The organism is Flavobacterium sp. GSB-24, assembly GCF_027924665.1.
In the GTDB taxonomy this organism is placed as follows: Bacteria; Bacteroidota; Bacteroidia; order Flavobacteriales; family Flavobacteriaceae; genus Flavobacterium.
In genome coordinates this window covers 317,073-329,829 of the sequence record NZ_AP027043.1, presented here as the reverse complement: position 1 = coordinate 329,829, position 12,757 = coordinate 317,073, and the positions used below count along the sequence as shown (strand labels likewise).

The 12,757-nt window shown below is 27.0% G+C and carries 16 protein-coding genes; all 16 read left to right on the top strand.

The features are described 5' to 3' along the window. The 16 genes from QMG60_RS01595 (at position 1) to QMG60_RS01520 (ending at position 12,754) form a co-directional block, all read left to right on the top strand. On the top strand, positions 1-774 hold the full coding sequence (locus tag QMG60_RS01595) for an FkbM family methyltransferase (RefSeq protein WP_281866680.1): 774 nt from the start codon (positions 1-3) through the stop codon (positions 772-774). Further along, positions 774-1,853 (top strand): DegT/DnrJ/EryC1/StrS family aminotransferase, encoded by a 1,080-nt coding sequence (locus tag QMG60_RS01590; RefSeq protein ID WP_281866679.1) that lies wholly within the window; start codon positions 774-776, stop codon positions 1,851-1,853. Before QMG60_RS01595 ends, QMG60_RS01590 begins: the two co-directional genes overlap by 1 nt. Position 1,854: 1 nt before the next feature. Then, a complete protein-coding gene (locus QMG60_RS01585; RefSeq protein ID WP_281866678.1) occupies positions 1,855-2,247 on the top strand; it encodes a MaoC family dehydratase in 393 nt (130 codons plus the stop codon). Between the two features lies 1 nt (position 2,248). Next, entirely contained in the window at positions 2,249-2,803 is a 555-nt protein-coding gene (locus tag QMG60_RS01580) for an acyltransferase (RefSeq protein ID WP_134142249.1), read from the top strand. Positions 2,804-2,805: 2 nt separating this feature from the next. Beyond that, positions 2,806-3,720: a glycosyltransferase gene (locus QMG60_RS01575; protein WP_281866677.1), complete on the top strand. Its 915-nt coding sequence runs from the start codon at positions 2,806-2,808 to the stop codon at positions 3,718-3,720. Further along, on the top strand, positions 3,717-4,760 hold the full coding sequence (locus QMG60_RS01570; protein ID WP_134142252.1) for an acyltransferase: 1,044 nt from the start codon (positions 3,717-3,719) through the stop codon (positions 4,758-4,760). The genes QMG60_RS01575 and QMG60_RS01570 overlap by 4 nt, the downstream gene beginning before the upstream one ends. Continuing rightward, positions 4,754-5,677 carry a glycosyltransferase gene (locus tag QMG60_RS01565; RefSeq protein WP_281866676.1) on the top strand — a complete coding sequence of 308 codons (924 nt, stop codon included), beginning with the start codon at positions 4,754-4,756 and terminating at the stop codon, positions 5,675-5,677. The genes QMG60_RS01570 and QMG60_RS01565 overlap by 7 nt, the downstream gene beginning before the upstream one ends. Positions 5,678-5,682: 5 nt before the next feature. Continuing rightward, positions 5,683-6,627, top strand: a complete 945-nt coding sequence (locus QMG60_RS01560) for a glycosyltransferase (RefSeq protein WP_281866675.1) — start codon at positions 5,683-5,685, stop codon at positions 6,625-6,627. A 7-nt stretch (positions 6,628-6,634) separates the two neighbouring features. Next, a complete protein-coding gene (locus QMG60_RS01555) occupies positions 6,635-7,408 on the top strand; it encodes a glycosyltransferase (protein WP_281866674.1) in 774 nt (257 codons plus the stop codon). Continuing rightward, on the top strand, positions 7,409-8,191 hold the full coding sequence (locus QMG60_RS01550) for a glycosyltransferase (protein ID WP_281866673.1): 783 nt from the start codon (positions 7,409-7,411) through the stop codon (positions 8,189-8,191). Positions 8,192-8,193: 2 nt separating this feature from the next. After that, positions 8,194-8,403 (top strand): glycosyltransferase, encoded by a 210-nt coding sequence (locus tag QMG60_RS01545; protein WP_134142259.1) that lies wholly within the window; start codon positions 8,194-8,196, stop codon positions 8,401-8,403. A 35-nt stretch (positions 8,404-8,438) separates the two neighbouring features. Beyond that, positions 8,439-8,849: a galactosyltransferase-related protein gene (locus tag QMG60_RS01540; protein ID WP_134142260.1), complete on the top strand. Its 411-nt coding sequence runs from the start codon at positions 8,439-8,441 to the stop codon at positions 8,847-8,849. A 150-nt stretch (positions 8,850-8,999) separates the two neighbouring features. Further along, positions 9,000-9,920: a glycosyltransferase gene (locus tag QMG60_RS01535; RefSeq protein ID WP_134142262.1), complete on the top strand. Its 921-nt coding sequence runs from the start codon at positions 9,000-9,002 to the stop codon at positions 9,918-9,920. After that, the gene (locus tag QMG60_RS01530; protein WP_281866672.1) at positions 9,917-10,990 is read left to right on the top strand and encodes a galactosyltransferase-related protein; all 1,074 of its coding nucleotides are present in this window, start codon (positions 9,917-9,919) and stop codon (positions 10,988-10,990) included. Before QMG60_RS01535 ends, QMG60_RS01530 begins: the two co-directional genes overlap by 4 nt. A gap of 2 nt (positions 10,991-10,992) precedes the next feature. Then, on the top strand, positions 10,993-12,147 hold the full coding sequence (locus QMG60_RS01525) for a glycosyltransferase family 4 protein (RefSeq protein WP_281866671.1): 1,155 nt from the start codon (positions 10,993-10,995) through the stop codon (positions 12,145-12,147). Continuing rightward, complete coding sequence (locus QMG60_RS01520) at positions 12,119-12,754, top strand: hypothetical protein (RefSeq protein ID WP_281866670.1); 636 nt, start codon at positions 12,119-12,121, stop codon at positions 12,752-12,754. Before QMG60_RS01525 ends, QMG60_RS01520 begins: the two co-directional genes overlap by 29 nt. Positions 12,755-12,757 lie beyond the last annotated feature (3 nt).

Here is a 12,757-nt window from a genome sequence, read left to right as displayed (position 1 = left end):
ATGGAAAACAAAATTAAAAAGTCAGCAAAATTAATTTTAAAAAAATTGGGCTATAATCTATCTAAAATAAATCCTTCAAATACTATTGATTTGAATAATACAAATGAAAAAGATTATTTATTATTCAATTTTTATAATACTTTAAAAGCATTTAATTTTCAACCCAAACATATTGTTGATGTCGGTGCAAATCATGGTACATGGACTAGAGAAGCACTAATGCATTTTCCAAATTCATATTATACTTTGCTTGAACCCCAAGAATGGTTAAAAAAGTCATTTCAAGATATTTTAGATGATAATCCTAAAGTACAGTTTTATCCTGTTGGAGCTGGTGAGAAAAATGGGTCTTTTCTTTTTACAATTGTGGATAGGGATGATAGTTGTTCTTTTAGATACACTAAAGAAGAAGCGATTGAATCTGGATTTAAACAAATTGAAATTCCAGTATTAACATTAAATGAATTACTTTCACAAAGAGAGATTCCTGTTCCAGACATTATAAAAATAGATGCAGAGGGATTAGATATTGAAGTTTTAAAAGGAGCGAGCAATTATTTTGGAAAAACTGAAATATTTATGGTAGAAGCTGGTGTTGTTAATAAAAAGTTTGATAACAGTTTTCTCAAATTAATAAATTTTATGGATGAAAATGGTTATAGATTATTTGAGTTAACAGATCTCAATCGACCATTTTCTATAAAAGTATTATGGCTTGTTGAACTTGTTTTTGTAAAAAAAGATGGAATTATTGACTCACAAAGAATCATATAATGATCAACGTAACAAAAACTTTTTTACCGCCTTTAGAAGAATATAACAAGCAATTAAAACGAGCTTGGGAAAAACAATGGCTTACAAACCGCGGAGAACTTGTATTAGAGCTAGAGCAAAAACTAAAGGAATATTTAAATATTTCTAATATTATCGCAGCTAATAACGGTACTGTACCATTGCAAATAGCGTTAAAGTTATTAGGAAACTATGGTGAAATAATTACTACACCATTTAGTTATGTTGCTACATCTGCCGCTATTGTGTGGGAAAATTGCACTCCTGTTTTTGTTGATATTCATCCTGAATATTTAAGTATTGATGAAACTAAAATAGAAGAAGCTATAACAAGTAAAACAACAGCTATTCTAGCTACTCATGTTTTTGGTAATCCTTGTAATGTTCAAATTATAGAAAATATAGCAAAAAAATATAACCTTAAAGTTATTTATGATGCAGCGCACGCTTTTGGAGTATCTTATTTAGGAAAATCGTTATTTGAGTATGGTGATGTAAGTACTTGCAGTTTTCATGCAACAAAATTATTTCATACAGGTGAAGGAGGTGCAATGTTTACAAATGATATTAATTTATATGACAAGTTGTTTAACAGTCATAATTTTGGGCATAATGGTCCTTTGTCATTTTATGGATTAGGTATAAATGGAAAAATGTCAGAATTGCAAGCCGCTATGGGACTGTCTATTTTACCTTATATTGAAAACATAATTTCTGAAAGAAAAAAAGTTGTTGATTTTTATAATTCAAATTTAGATTTATCCCAGATTCAAATTTTGAAAATAAGGCAAAATACGCAATGGAACTATAGTTATTATCCTGTTATTTTTAAAAGCGAAGAGGTGTTGTTAAGGGTAGAAAAGAGATTAAATGAAAACCAAATTTTCCCAAGACGATATTTTTATCCCTCATTAAATACTATTGAGTATTTAAAAGGCACTCCAATGCCAATTTCAGAGAGTATAGCAAATCGAGTTTTATGTTTACCGTTATTTTTTGGATTAGAAATAACTACTTTAGAAATAATAACAAATCTAATAAATAGAAATATTTTAAAATAAAATGAAAATAACAATTGGTCAGATTGTTGAGAAAAAGAAAGTATTTGATATGCAGTCAGTAGTGGACTATGCAAGATTAACAGGAGATTACAATCCAGTTCATTTTGATGATATATATGCGTCAAAAACAATTTTTAAAAAACCAATTGTGCATGGACCTCTTATTCTCACAATGGTAACAACTATGTTTGCTAATGAATTACCTGGACCAGGCAGTGTTTATTTAAGTCATGATGTTAAATATTTTTCTCCAGTTTATTACAATGATGAAATCACAGCTAGATTAGAAGTTATTGAAATTAACAATAAGAATCATATTTTTATCAAAACAACTTGTTTTAATCAATTGGGTAAAATTATTTTGGATGGAATAGCAAGATTAAAAATATATTAAGATGGCTTTTTTAAGTAGAGAAGATTTAGAAAAAATAGGATTCAAAAATTTAGGAAAAAATGTTTTAATATCAGATAAAGCATCGATTTATAGACCTCAAAATATATCAATAGGAGAAAATGTAAGAATTGATGATTTTTGCATTATATCTGCAGGAGAAAAGGGTATCGAAATAGGTAACCACGTCCATATAGCATGTTATGTTTCTTTAATAGGAAATGAATTAATTAAGATCAATGATTTTGTAGGTATAAGTTCTAAAACTTCGGTATATTCTAGTAGTGATGATTATTCAGGGGACTATTTAACAGGTCCAACTATTGAAGATGAGTTTAAAAATGTAGATAATCGCCCAGTGATTTTTGAAAGTTATAGTATAATTGGCTCTGGGTGTGTTGTTTTACCAGGAGTTACTATTGGAGAAGGTGTTGCTGTCGGAGCAATTTCATTAGTTGCAAAAAATTTAGATTCTTGGTGTATTTATGTTGGAACTCCAATAAAGTATATTAAGAAAAGAAGAAAAAATATGCTGCAATTTTTACCGTTATTAAAATGAAGATGCCGCCACTTGTAAGTGTAGTTATGATTACTTACGGACAAGAAAACTATATTCGTAAGGCAGTAGAAAGTATTTTAATGCAGAAGTGTGATTTTGCAGTAGAATTTGTTTTAGCAAATGATTGTTCTCCTGATGGAACACACCATGTGATTGAAGATATAATTAAAAATCATCCGAATGGTTCTTGGATAAAATATTTTAGACACGAACATAACTTAGGAATGATGAGCAATTTTATTTTTGCTTTAAAACAATGTAGTGGTTCTTATATAGCAATGTGCGAAGGTGACGATTATTGGACAGATCCATTAAAATTACAAAAACAAGTAAGTTTTTTAGACGCTAATCCTGAATATGTTCTTTGTTTTCATCAGGTAGATCTTCTTAATTTAAATGGTGATATTGTCGATGATTTTATCACTAAAGTTCCTGAAGATTATGAAACTATTGAAACATTAGCTAGCTTAGGTAATTATATTCACACTCCTTCGGTTGTGTTTAGAAATATAATAAGAAAATTTCCATTTGAATTTGAATTGTCTCCTATTGGTGATTATTTTTTATATCTAATGCTTGCAGAACATGGAAAACTAAAGTTTTTACAAGAAAAAATGGCTGTTTATAGACATGGAGTTGGTGTTTTTTCAAGCACATCAGAAATAGCAATTACTAAAAATAATTTAAAATTATTTACTTGTTTATTATCTTATTTAAATAATGAAGAGACCAAGAAAATTATACTTAAACGTCATTTTAAAATACTTTCATATCTAGAAGAATCAATTCATAATAATTATTCAAATAGCTTTGTGTCGAATCATTCTTTTTTTAGATTTTTAAAAATTATTAGATCAGATTATAAATCACCAAAAAAAATAGCAAGAACAATTTTGAATAATTTGCTCAAAAGATGAGAGTCAATAATTTTGATTTTTTAAGATCTTTGTTTGCATTATTAGTTGTCATTGCACATTGCTATCCATTATCAGGAAATGATGTGAGTTCTCAGTGGATTTTTGAAATTACAAATAAACAAATTGAATTATCGAATATTGGGTTAAATGGTTTTTTTATTATAAGTGGATATTTAATTTTTCAAAGTTTAGTTCATAGCGAAAATTTGATAGAATTTTACTTTAAAAGAATTTTACGCTTATTTCCAGCTTTAGTTGCGATTCTTTTTCTAACTACTTTTTTAGGGTACTTTGTTTATGATGGTCCATCACTATACTTTTATAATAGGGATATTTATACATATTTTCTTAGAAATATTTCAATTTTCAATTTGCAATATGGTATAAAAGGTATTTTTGAACATAATCCTTATCCTTCTGCAATAAATGGTTCTTTATGGACTATCGCTTACGAAGTAACAATGTATATTTTTATTTCAGGATTATTTTGGTTTAGGAAGAACACAAAACTTGTACAAATTTTAATATTTATATGTTTTGGCCTAATGTTTATAATTTATGTTTTTTTAAGTGATAAAATAAAGAGTTATAGCTTATTTGATCTTCAAGGTTCACATTTATTAAATCTAGGAACTTTTTTTGTTTGTGGTAGCTTATTAGCATCCCTAAAAATAGAACATTTCAAGAATAAAAAATATTTGTTTTTAATTGCATGCTTAATCCTTATTCTCTCTATATATTTTCAATTTTATAATCAAGTAAAGCATATTGTTTTGCCCATCTTAATTTTAATAATAGCTTTAGAACCTTTACTAATAATTAGTTCTTTTGGAAAAATTGGAGATCCGTCATATGGAATTTATATTTACGGATTTCCTATTCAACAAACATTAATTTATTACTTCAGGATGAATACATTGTGGTTAATAATTACTTCTGTTATTATATCAATATTTTGCGGATATATTTCTTGGCATATGATTGAGAAGTTTTTTTTAAAATATAAGGATAGTTTAAAATTAAGAGCGATGCTATGCTAGCTATTATTGTTCCCTACTATAAAATTTCTTTTTTTGAAGCGACTTTAGAATCTCTAGCAAATCAAACTGATAAGAGATTTAAAGCTTATATTGGTAATGATTCGAGTCCACAAAGTCCCGAAAAAATACTTGAAAAATATCAAAATCATCTTGATATTAAATATGTCCGTTTTGATAATAATTTAGGAAGGGAAGACTTAACAAAACAATGGGAACGTTGTATTGAACTAACTAATGATGAAACTTGGATTATGATTTTGGGGGATGATGATATATTGCAAGAGAATGTGGTAGAGTCTTTTTTTGATAACTTAAAAGAAATTGAAAAATCAAAAAGCAATATCGTAAGATTTGCAACGCAAACATTTGATAATACTCAAAATAGAGTTTCTAAAATCTTTACAAATCCAAGACTAGAAAAAGCATCTGAATCTTATTATCGTAAATATTTAGGTTTATCAAGAAGTTCTCTGTCAGAATACATTTTTAAAAAAGACGTTTATTTAAAATACAAATTTAAAAATTACCCTCTTGCATGGCATAGTGATGATTATGCGTGGATAGAATTTGCAGAAGATTTTCCGATTTATTCAATTAATGAAAGTGTAATTTCTATAACAGTATCTGATGAGAGTTTGACAGGAATGACTAATAATTTGATTATAAAAAATAATGCAGAAATTCAGTTTTATATAGATTTAGTAACCAACAAATTAAAACTATTTAAAAGAAAGCAACGCGCTAACCTATTGCTTCAGACAGAAATATCATTAAAGAAGTATCGTAAAATAACTTCGGTCGAATGGAGTAAGTTATCAATACTTTATATTTCTAATCTATTATTTTTTCAATTTTTTAAATTAGTCAGAAGATTTATAAAAAGTCATTTTATTCAAATTTCTTCTAAAAATATTTAATTAAAATGAGTGAATTGATATCTATAATAATCCCGATCTTTAATAGAAGTCATGTTATAAGTCAAACGCTTGACAGCATTTTAAGACAAACTTATCAAAATTGGGAATGTATTATTGTAGATGATCGTTCAACAGATAATACTAAAGAAGTTATAGCAAAATATCTTAATAAAGATTCTAGGTTTAAGTTTTATCAGCGACCAGATAATATGCTAAAAGGTCCAAATTCTTGCAGAAATGTTGGCTTTCAATATTGTAGTGGAAAATGGATAAATTGGTTTGACAGCGATGATATTTATTTGGATACAGCTTTAGAAGAATTTATTAAAAATGTAGAATCAGATGTAGATGTGGTTGTTGGTAAGTTGGTTAAATTAGATTCTGTTACAAAAGAAGTAGTAGGTCATAATAGAATCTTTTCTGAAAATTTGCTAGAAAATTACTTCACAGGATTTGTTAGTTTTTATGTTTGTGGACCATTGTGGAATAAAGAGTTTTTAAATAAACAAGAACAATTATTTGATGAGAATATTCGATATTTAGATGATTGGGACTTTAATCTGAGAATGCTTTATCAAACCCCTAAAATTAAATTTATTGACAGGATATTATTCGAGTATAATATTGATCCAGCTTCATTGTCAAATGAGATTTACAAATTAGATTCAACAGAGATTAATTCGGAAATTTATGCTCGTGAAAAGCAATTACAAATAATCCAAGAGAATAAATTAATAGATTATTCAATTTGCTTGAAATATGTAAGAGAACGGTATAAAATAATTTTGCGCGATATTTTGGTTTCTGGTAGAAGGCACAATGATAAAAGAAGATTACTATTTACAATACTAAAAAAAGATCTTAAATTAAAAAATCTTTTTTTCTATAAAATAATATTAGGGTATTTATCTTTTTTAATTTTTAAAAAAGGCTACTTTTTCTTTAAATAATTACAGAATGATACCTAAAATTATACACTATTGCTGGTATGGAAATGGAGAATATTCTGAGATTCAGAAAATGTGCTTTGCATCGTGGAAAAAATATTTACCAGATTATCAATTTATGTTATGGAATGAGAGCAATTCGGATATGCAGCAACCATTTGTCAAATTAGCATACGAAAATAAAAAATACGCATTTGTTTCGGATTATGTGAGATTAAAGGCTGTATATGATCATGGAGGGATTTATCTAGATACAGACATGTTCGTTCTTAAGAACTTTGATGATTTATTAAATCATTCATTTTTTATAGGAGCGGAAAATAAAGATTTAATTAGTGCAGGCATTTTTGGAAGTGAAAAAGGTCACGATTATATAAAAGAATGTTTTAAATATTATGAAGATCCTAATCCTCAAGAATGGCAATTAAAGTTAGCCATTCCAAGAATTTTAACGAGAGGATTTGAGTCTTATATAAATAAACAATTTAATGTTTTTGATAAAATAGTAACAGAAAAAGAATTGGTAGTTTACACTCCTGAATTTTTTTATCCGTTACCTTTTGATGTAAATAAACCTTTTCAAAAAGATTTTTTGAAATATGCAACACCTAGATCGATCGCAATTCATTTATGGGAAGGATCTTGGATAGATTATGATTTTTTTCAGTTAATTAGAAGAGGAGATTATAGTGTTGCTATGCATAAAATCGATTTTAAAAAAAAGTTAACTTATAAATTTTTAATAAAGTCTATCAAAGCTTTAATTTATTCATTTAAGAATTAGATGGTATCAATAGTAATTAGAAATAAAAATGAAGCTCATTTATTAGAATCAACGCTTAAAATTTTGCGAGAAGTTTATGCTCAAGATATCGATGAGATAATAGTTGTAGATAATAAATCAACAGATCAAAGTGTTGATGTTGCAAAGAGTTATAATTGTAAAATTATAACTATTGAGGATTTTACTTACGGTAAAGCAATTAATCTGGGAATTGAAAATACAAAAAATAATTTAGTTTTACTATTAAGCTCACATGCAGTACCTGTAGGGAACTCTTTTTTTATAAATTCAGTCAAAGAGTTTACTTCTAATTCAAAATTAGCTGGAATGCGCTATATTAATTCGTATTCTAATTATATAAGAGCAAGCAAAAATGATTTTTTTATAGAAGATGGTTTAAACTTCGGATTGATGGCAGCTTGTGCTATGATAAATAAGAAAGTATGGAGAGATTATAAATTCGATGAAAAACTTGTTTTTAGTGAGGACAAAGAATGGTCAGTAAGAGTCTTGAATGATGGATATCAGATTAAAGATTTTAATGAAACTTTTTTCTATTCTATCAAACGAAATGAGAAGAATAATTTAAATCGTTGGAAAAATGAAACAATTGCCCATTATCAATTGCATCAGCTTGAGTATTCATCACTTTTAAAAATTATTGCCGTTTTCTTTAAAAAAATTGCTTTGGATATTCCTAAAAATTGTGCTAAAAATGTAATTAAAGAAATTAAATTACTTTTTATTAAAGTTGAAATTCGAAACATATTACAAAAAAAATAAATATGAATTTTCCATTAGTTTCAGTAATTATTCCTTGTTTCAATTCTTCACAATTTGTAAAAGAAACTATAGAATCGGTACTTTCTCAAACATATCAAAATTTTGAAATAATAATAGTAGATGATGGTTCTGAAGATCAATTATTTTCGATTATCAAAAAATATCTTGAGAATTCAAATATAAAATATTTTGAAAAAGAGAATGGGTTTTAGATTCTTATTCATTTCCTGAACTTCTTATAAATAATATGATTTTTTGCAGTGCGGTTTTTAAAAGAGAAGATTTTATAAAAGCAAAAGGTTATTCAGAAAAATTAAAGTTTGGTTTGGAAGACTGGGATTTATGGATTAGACTTTTAAATTCAGATGCTAAAGTGTTTAAAATTCCAGAAATTTTGTTTTTCTATAGAAAACACTATGGAACATCTATGAGTGATAAATTTTCTGACATTGAAAAACATAATCAAACCATGAATATGATTTTTGATAACAATAGAGAAATTTATAATGACTATTTTGAAAATCCGATAAAAGTAGCCTGGGATTCTGCACGATATAAAAAAATTATATTAAAAATAGAAAAATCCAAATTTTATAATTTTGAACTAAAAATTAAGAGGATATTCAGAAAAATTTATACATACAAAACTGAAAAATAAAAGCTAGTTAAAAGAATATATTTTTCAAAAAAGGTTTGATAAATTTTAGTTTAAGTAAGATCAATCCATTAGCTAAAAAACAACTTAATTTTTTGACGGATCGATTTGTATTATTTTATAATTAAATAAAAAGTCTTTCAAAGGTAAATAATGATGCAAAAATTTAAAGTAAGTATATTTATACTCACCTACAATCAAGAGAAATATATAAGTCAAACTTTAAAAAGTATCCTGACTCAAAAAACTGATTTTGATTTTCAGTTAGTAATTGGAGAAGATTGTAGTACAGATTCGACAAGACTTATTTGTGAAAAATTCGCGTTAAATAATCCAGAAAAAATTAAATTATTACCATTACTTGATAATAACATTGGTTTGATCAAAAATTATATACGTACCATTAGAGAGTGTGACGGAAAATATATAGCAATTTGTGATGGAGATGATTATTGGATTGACGAGAAAAAACTCCAAAAACAAGTTGATTTTTTAGAAAACAATCCGCAGTTTTCTATTATTTATACGAGTATTGAACTCCTGTTTAAAGACGGAAGTAAAAAAAAGTGGTTTCCAATCATAAACAAAGCAGATACGCAATTCGAAGATTTAGTCTTTGGTAATCATATTCCATCAGTTTCTTCAATGTTTAGAAATATTCAGAATTATAATAATAAATTTCCGTCTTGGATTTTAAAATATCCTTTTGGTGATTGGCCAACATATTTATGGACTATTAAAAATGGAGGTCAGATTCATTTCTTAGATGAAGTAACTGCTGTATATCGAATCGATGCAGGAATCTCATCCGAGATGAGAAGAATAAATTCTAATATTGTAAAAATCAATATTAATATTCTGCAAGATATTCTAAATGATAATGAATTTGTTTCAAAAAAAGAAGTTGTTACTCAAGCCATAAAAAACTTAAATAAAGGTCTAGTTTCAAGATACAATAGAGAACGTAAATATTACATGGGATTTATTCAATTTTTAAAAAACACAAAACACATGGGAAGTAATTTCTCTGATTTTAAAATGTATTTTTATTCTATTTATAAAAGTTTAATATGATAACCTTAGTTCTTACAAACAGAGATCGGGATTTACGAATTGTACAAAAATGTTTAAAATCTTTAAGTTTACAATCGAATAAAGAATTTAAGGTCTTTTTGATCGACTATGGCAGTGAAAAAGATTATATAGCGAAATTAAAAGAGTTAATTCAAGAATTTACTTTTGTAGAATTAATAATCTGTCCAGTTAAAGGACAATTATGGAATAAATCTCGAGCGATCAATATTATATTAAGAAAAACAATTTCTCCTTATTTTTTAGTTGGTGATATTGACTTAATGTTTCACCCTGATTTCATTCAAATTGCTAAAGAATTAGCAAATCCAAATGAAGTTCATTATTTTCAATATGGTTTTCTATCTCTTAAAGAATCTTTAAAAGAAAAAGAATTTGATGCTTTTGAAGTTGATTTTAAAGGAAGTAATGAAGTTACTGGAACAACTCTTTTTCCAACAGAATTGTTAAAATCAGTAAATGGATATGATGAGTTCTATCATGGTTGGGGAGCAGAAGATACTGATATTCATTTAAGGCTGCAGCATTTAGGATTTTCAATAATTTTCAATGATGCAAAAATTCTTTTGAAACATCAGTGGCATCCAAAAATATATCGAAGCAAAAATAGTAGCAATCCATTTCATTCGTCTCTAGAGAGAATCAATCAATCGTACATGCATTTTAGCAACCAATCTCGACGATCGAAAGTTAATATTCATAGCGAATGGGGAATATTGCCACTAGAATCAGATCGGCAAAAAATATTAAATGAAGTAACTGATCATAAATTTGTTTTAGATAGTGAAGATATTAAGCTTTCTGCAGTCTTAAAGCAATTGCAAAATTTCACAAACGAAACGGTAGAGATAATAATAAGAAGTGTAACTATAAAAGAAAGACTTAAGCAAAGTATAAAGAAGTTCTTAGGAAAAAAAAGTAAAACTTATCTAGATTTACAAACAGTAAATGATCGAATTTTAGAAGAGATTGTTTTACTATATAGAAATAAACCTTATTCATATTCTTTTCAGAGAAAAAATAGTTTAATTCAACTAAAAATTAAATTTTAGCGATGAAAATTTTAATGGTTTCAATACCTAACCACCATTTTTTTCAATGGGTTGATCAATTGCAGGAGAGCGGACATGAGGTATACTGGTTTGATATTTCAAGTAGTACTGATAAAGCTCAAAGAACTAAATGGCTGAATCAAATTAATAATTGGAAAATAAGATGGGATTTTCCGGGAAGAAAAACCATTAAAATACGATTTCCTAAAGTTTATAAAATAATTCAAAAATTTGATGAAGTAAAGACGTCAGATTATTTTAGAGGTATTTTAAATCAGATTAAACCTGATATTGTGCATAGTTTTGCAATGCAACTTTCATGTCTTCCAATCTTGGATGTAATGAATGAATATCCTAAAACAAAATGGCTTTATTCATCTTGGGGAAGTGATATTTTCCTGCATGAGAAATTAGGTATTACGAAAGAAAAATTTGCAGAAGTTCTAAAAAGAGTAGATTATTTAATAACAGACTGCGAAAGAGATCACCAAATAACATTACAAAATGGTTTCATCAATAAATTTTTAGGTGTTTTTATGGGTAATGGTGGAATTAGAATCAATGAAAATTTCATATTAAATTCAAATCAAAGAAATATAGTGCTAATAAAAGGTTACGAAGATGGAATTGGTAAAGCTTTGCAAATAATAGAAGCAATAGAGTTGCTGCCAATAAAATTGTTTGAAAACTTTAAAATAGTGATTTATAGCACAGATGTTTCCGTAAAAGAAAAAGTAGAAAAATCTAATTATTTTAAATGTTTAGATATTAAAATTTACTTAAGAGGAGAATTCATTTCTAATGATCTTTTACTCGAAATAATGGGAAGAAGTATTTTACATGTTGCCAATAGTATATCTGATGGATTACCTACAAGTGGAGTAGAAGCTATGGGAATGGGGGCTTTTCCAATACAATCTAATCCAGGAAATGTTTCAGAAGAATTTATTATACATGGGAAAAGTGGATATCTAATAACAAATCCATTTGATACTGAGGAAATTGCTGAGCATATCCAAAATGCTTTAAAAAATAAAGAATTAAGAGAAAATGCAAAGTTGTATAACGTTAATTTTGTATATCAGAATTTTAATAGAGATCATCTTAAAAAACAGATAATTAAGCTATATGAAAAAGTTTATGAGGAGTCTAATTAAGTTGTTTAGTACAGTCAAAAATATTGATCAAAAATTAGATGAACGTCAAATAGAAAATATCAAGCTCAGATCAGAGAAAAAAACCGATTTACAAAGATGGCAAAATGATGATCAACTTTATAGGGACTGGGACGAAAGAACCATTTTACTTGCATCTTATATTAAGCCAAGAGCTAGTATAATAGAATTTGGAGCCGGAAATATGATTCTTAAAAATTATTTGGACAATTATAAAATTTACATCCCTACTGATATTGTTGCTAGATTCAATGAAACTGTTGTGTGTGATTTAAATCAAGGAGTTATTTCAGCAGTAAAAAAATGTGACACTGCTGTCTTTAGCGGAGTTCTAGAATATGTTTATGATATTAACAAGGTTTTTGAAGAATTAGGACCAACAATAAAACAAATTGTTTTGTCTTATTGCTGCACAGATATTGTAAAATTGTCTAGGGATAAAAATGGTTGGCTGAGTGATTATACTAAAAGTGATTTAGAAGAAATTTTTAAAAAATATAATTTTGAAATTATAAATTATGCGGAATGGAGAAAGCAGTCAATTTTTAATCTGATAAAGAAATCAAATACTTCGGGATCACAAAACTAAGTA

Excerpts from the sequence above, each read along its gene's own strand:
- QMG60_RS01530 (WP_281866672.1), top strand. The coding sequence starts at position 9,917 with ATGATAACCTTAGTTCTTACAAACAGAGATCGGGATTTACGAATTGTA.
- QMG60_RS01555 (WP_281866674.1), top strand. The coding sequence starts at position 6,635 with ATGATACCTAAAATTATACACTATTGCTGGTATGGAAATGGAGAATAT.
- QMG60_RS01540 (WP_134142260.1), top strand. The coding sequence starts at position 8,439 with ATGATTTTTTGCAGTGCGGTTTTTAAAAGAGAAGATTTTATAAAAGCA.
- QMG60_RS01575 (WP_281866677.1), top strand. The coding sequence starts at position 2,806 with ATGCCGCCACTTGTAAGTGTAGTTATGATTACTTACGGACAAGAAAAC.
- QMG60_RS01565 (WP_281866676.1), top strand. The coding sequence starts at position 4,754 with ATGCTAGCTATTATTGTTCCCTACTATAAAATTTCTTTTTTTGAAGCG.
- QMG60_RS01580 (WP_134142249.1), top strand. The coding sequence starts at position 2,249 with ATGGCTTTTTTAAGTAGAGAAGATTTAGAAAAAATAGGATTCAAAAAT.
- QMG60_RS01585 (WP_281866678.1), top strand. The coding sequence starts at position 1,855 with ATGAAAATAACAATTGGTCAGATTGTTGAGAAAAAGAAAGTATTTGAT.
- QMG60_RS01535 (WP_134142262.1), top strand. The coding sequence starts at position 9,000 with ATGATGCAAAAATTTAAAGTAAGTATATTTATACTCACCTACAATCAA.
- QMG60_RS01595 (WP_281866680.1), top strand. The coding sequence starts at position 1 with ATGGAAAACAAAATTAAAAAGTCAGCAAAATTAATTTTAAAAAAATTG.
- QMG60_RS01545 (WP_134142259.1), top strand. The coding sequence starts at position 8,194 with ATGAATTTTCCATTAGTTTCAGTAATTATTCCTTGTTTCAATTCTTCA.
- QMG60_RS01590 (WP_281866679.1), top strand. The coding sequence starts at position 774 with ATGATCAACGTAACAAAAACTTTTTTACCGCCTTTAGAAGAATATAAC.
- QMG60_RS01570 (WP_134142252.1), top strand. The coding sequence starts at position 3,717 with ATGAGAGTCAATAATTTTGATTTTTTAAGATCTTTGTTTGCATTATTA.
- QMG60_RS01550 (WP_281866673.1), top strand. The coding sequence starts at position 7,409 with ATGGTATCAATAGTAATTAGAAATAAAAATGAAGCTCATTTATTAGAA.
- QMG60_RS01520 (WP_281866670.1), top strand. The coding sequence starts at position 12,119 with ATGAAAAAGTTTATGAGGAGTCTAATTAAGTTGTTTAGTACAGTCAAA.
- QMG60_RS01560 (WP_281866675.1), top strand. The coding sequence starts at position 5,683 with ATGAGTGAATTGATATCTATAATAATCCCGATCTTTAATAGAAGTCAT.
- QMG60_RS01525 (WP_281866671.1), top strand. The coding sequence starts at position 10,993 with ATGAAAATTTTAATGGTTTCAATACCTAACCACCATTTTTTTCAATGG.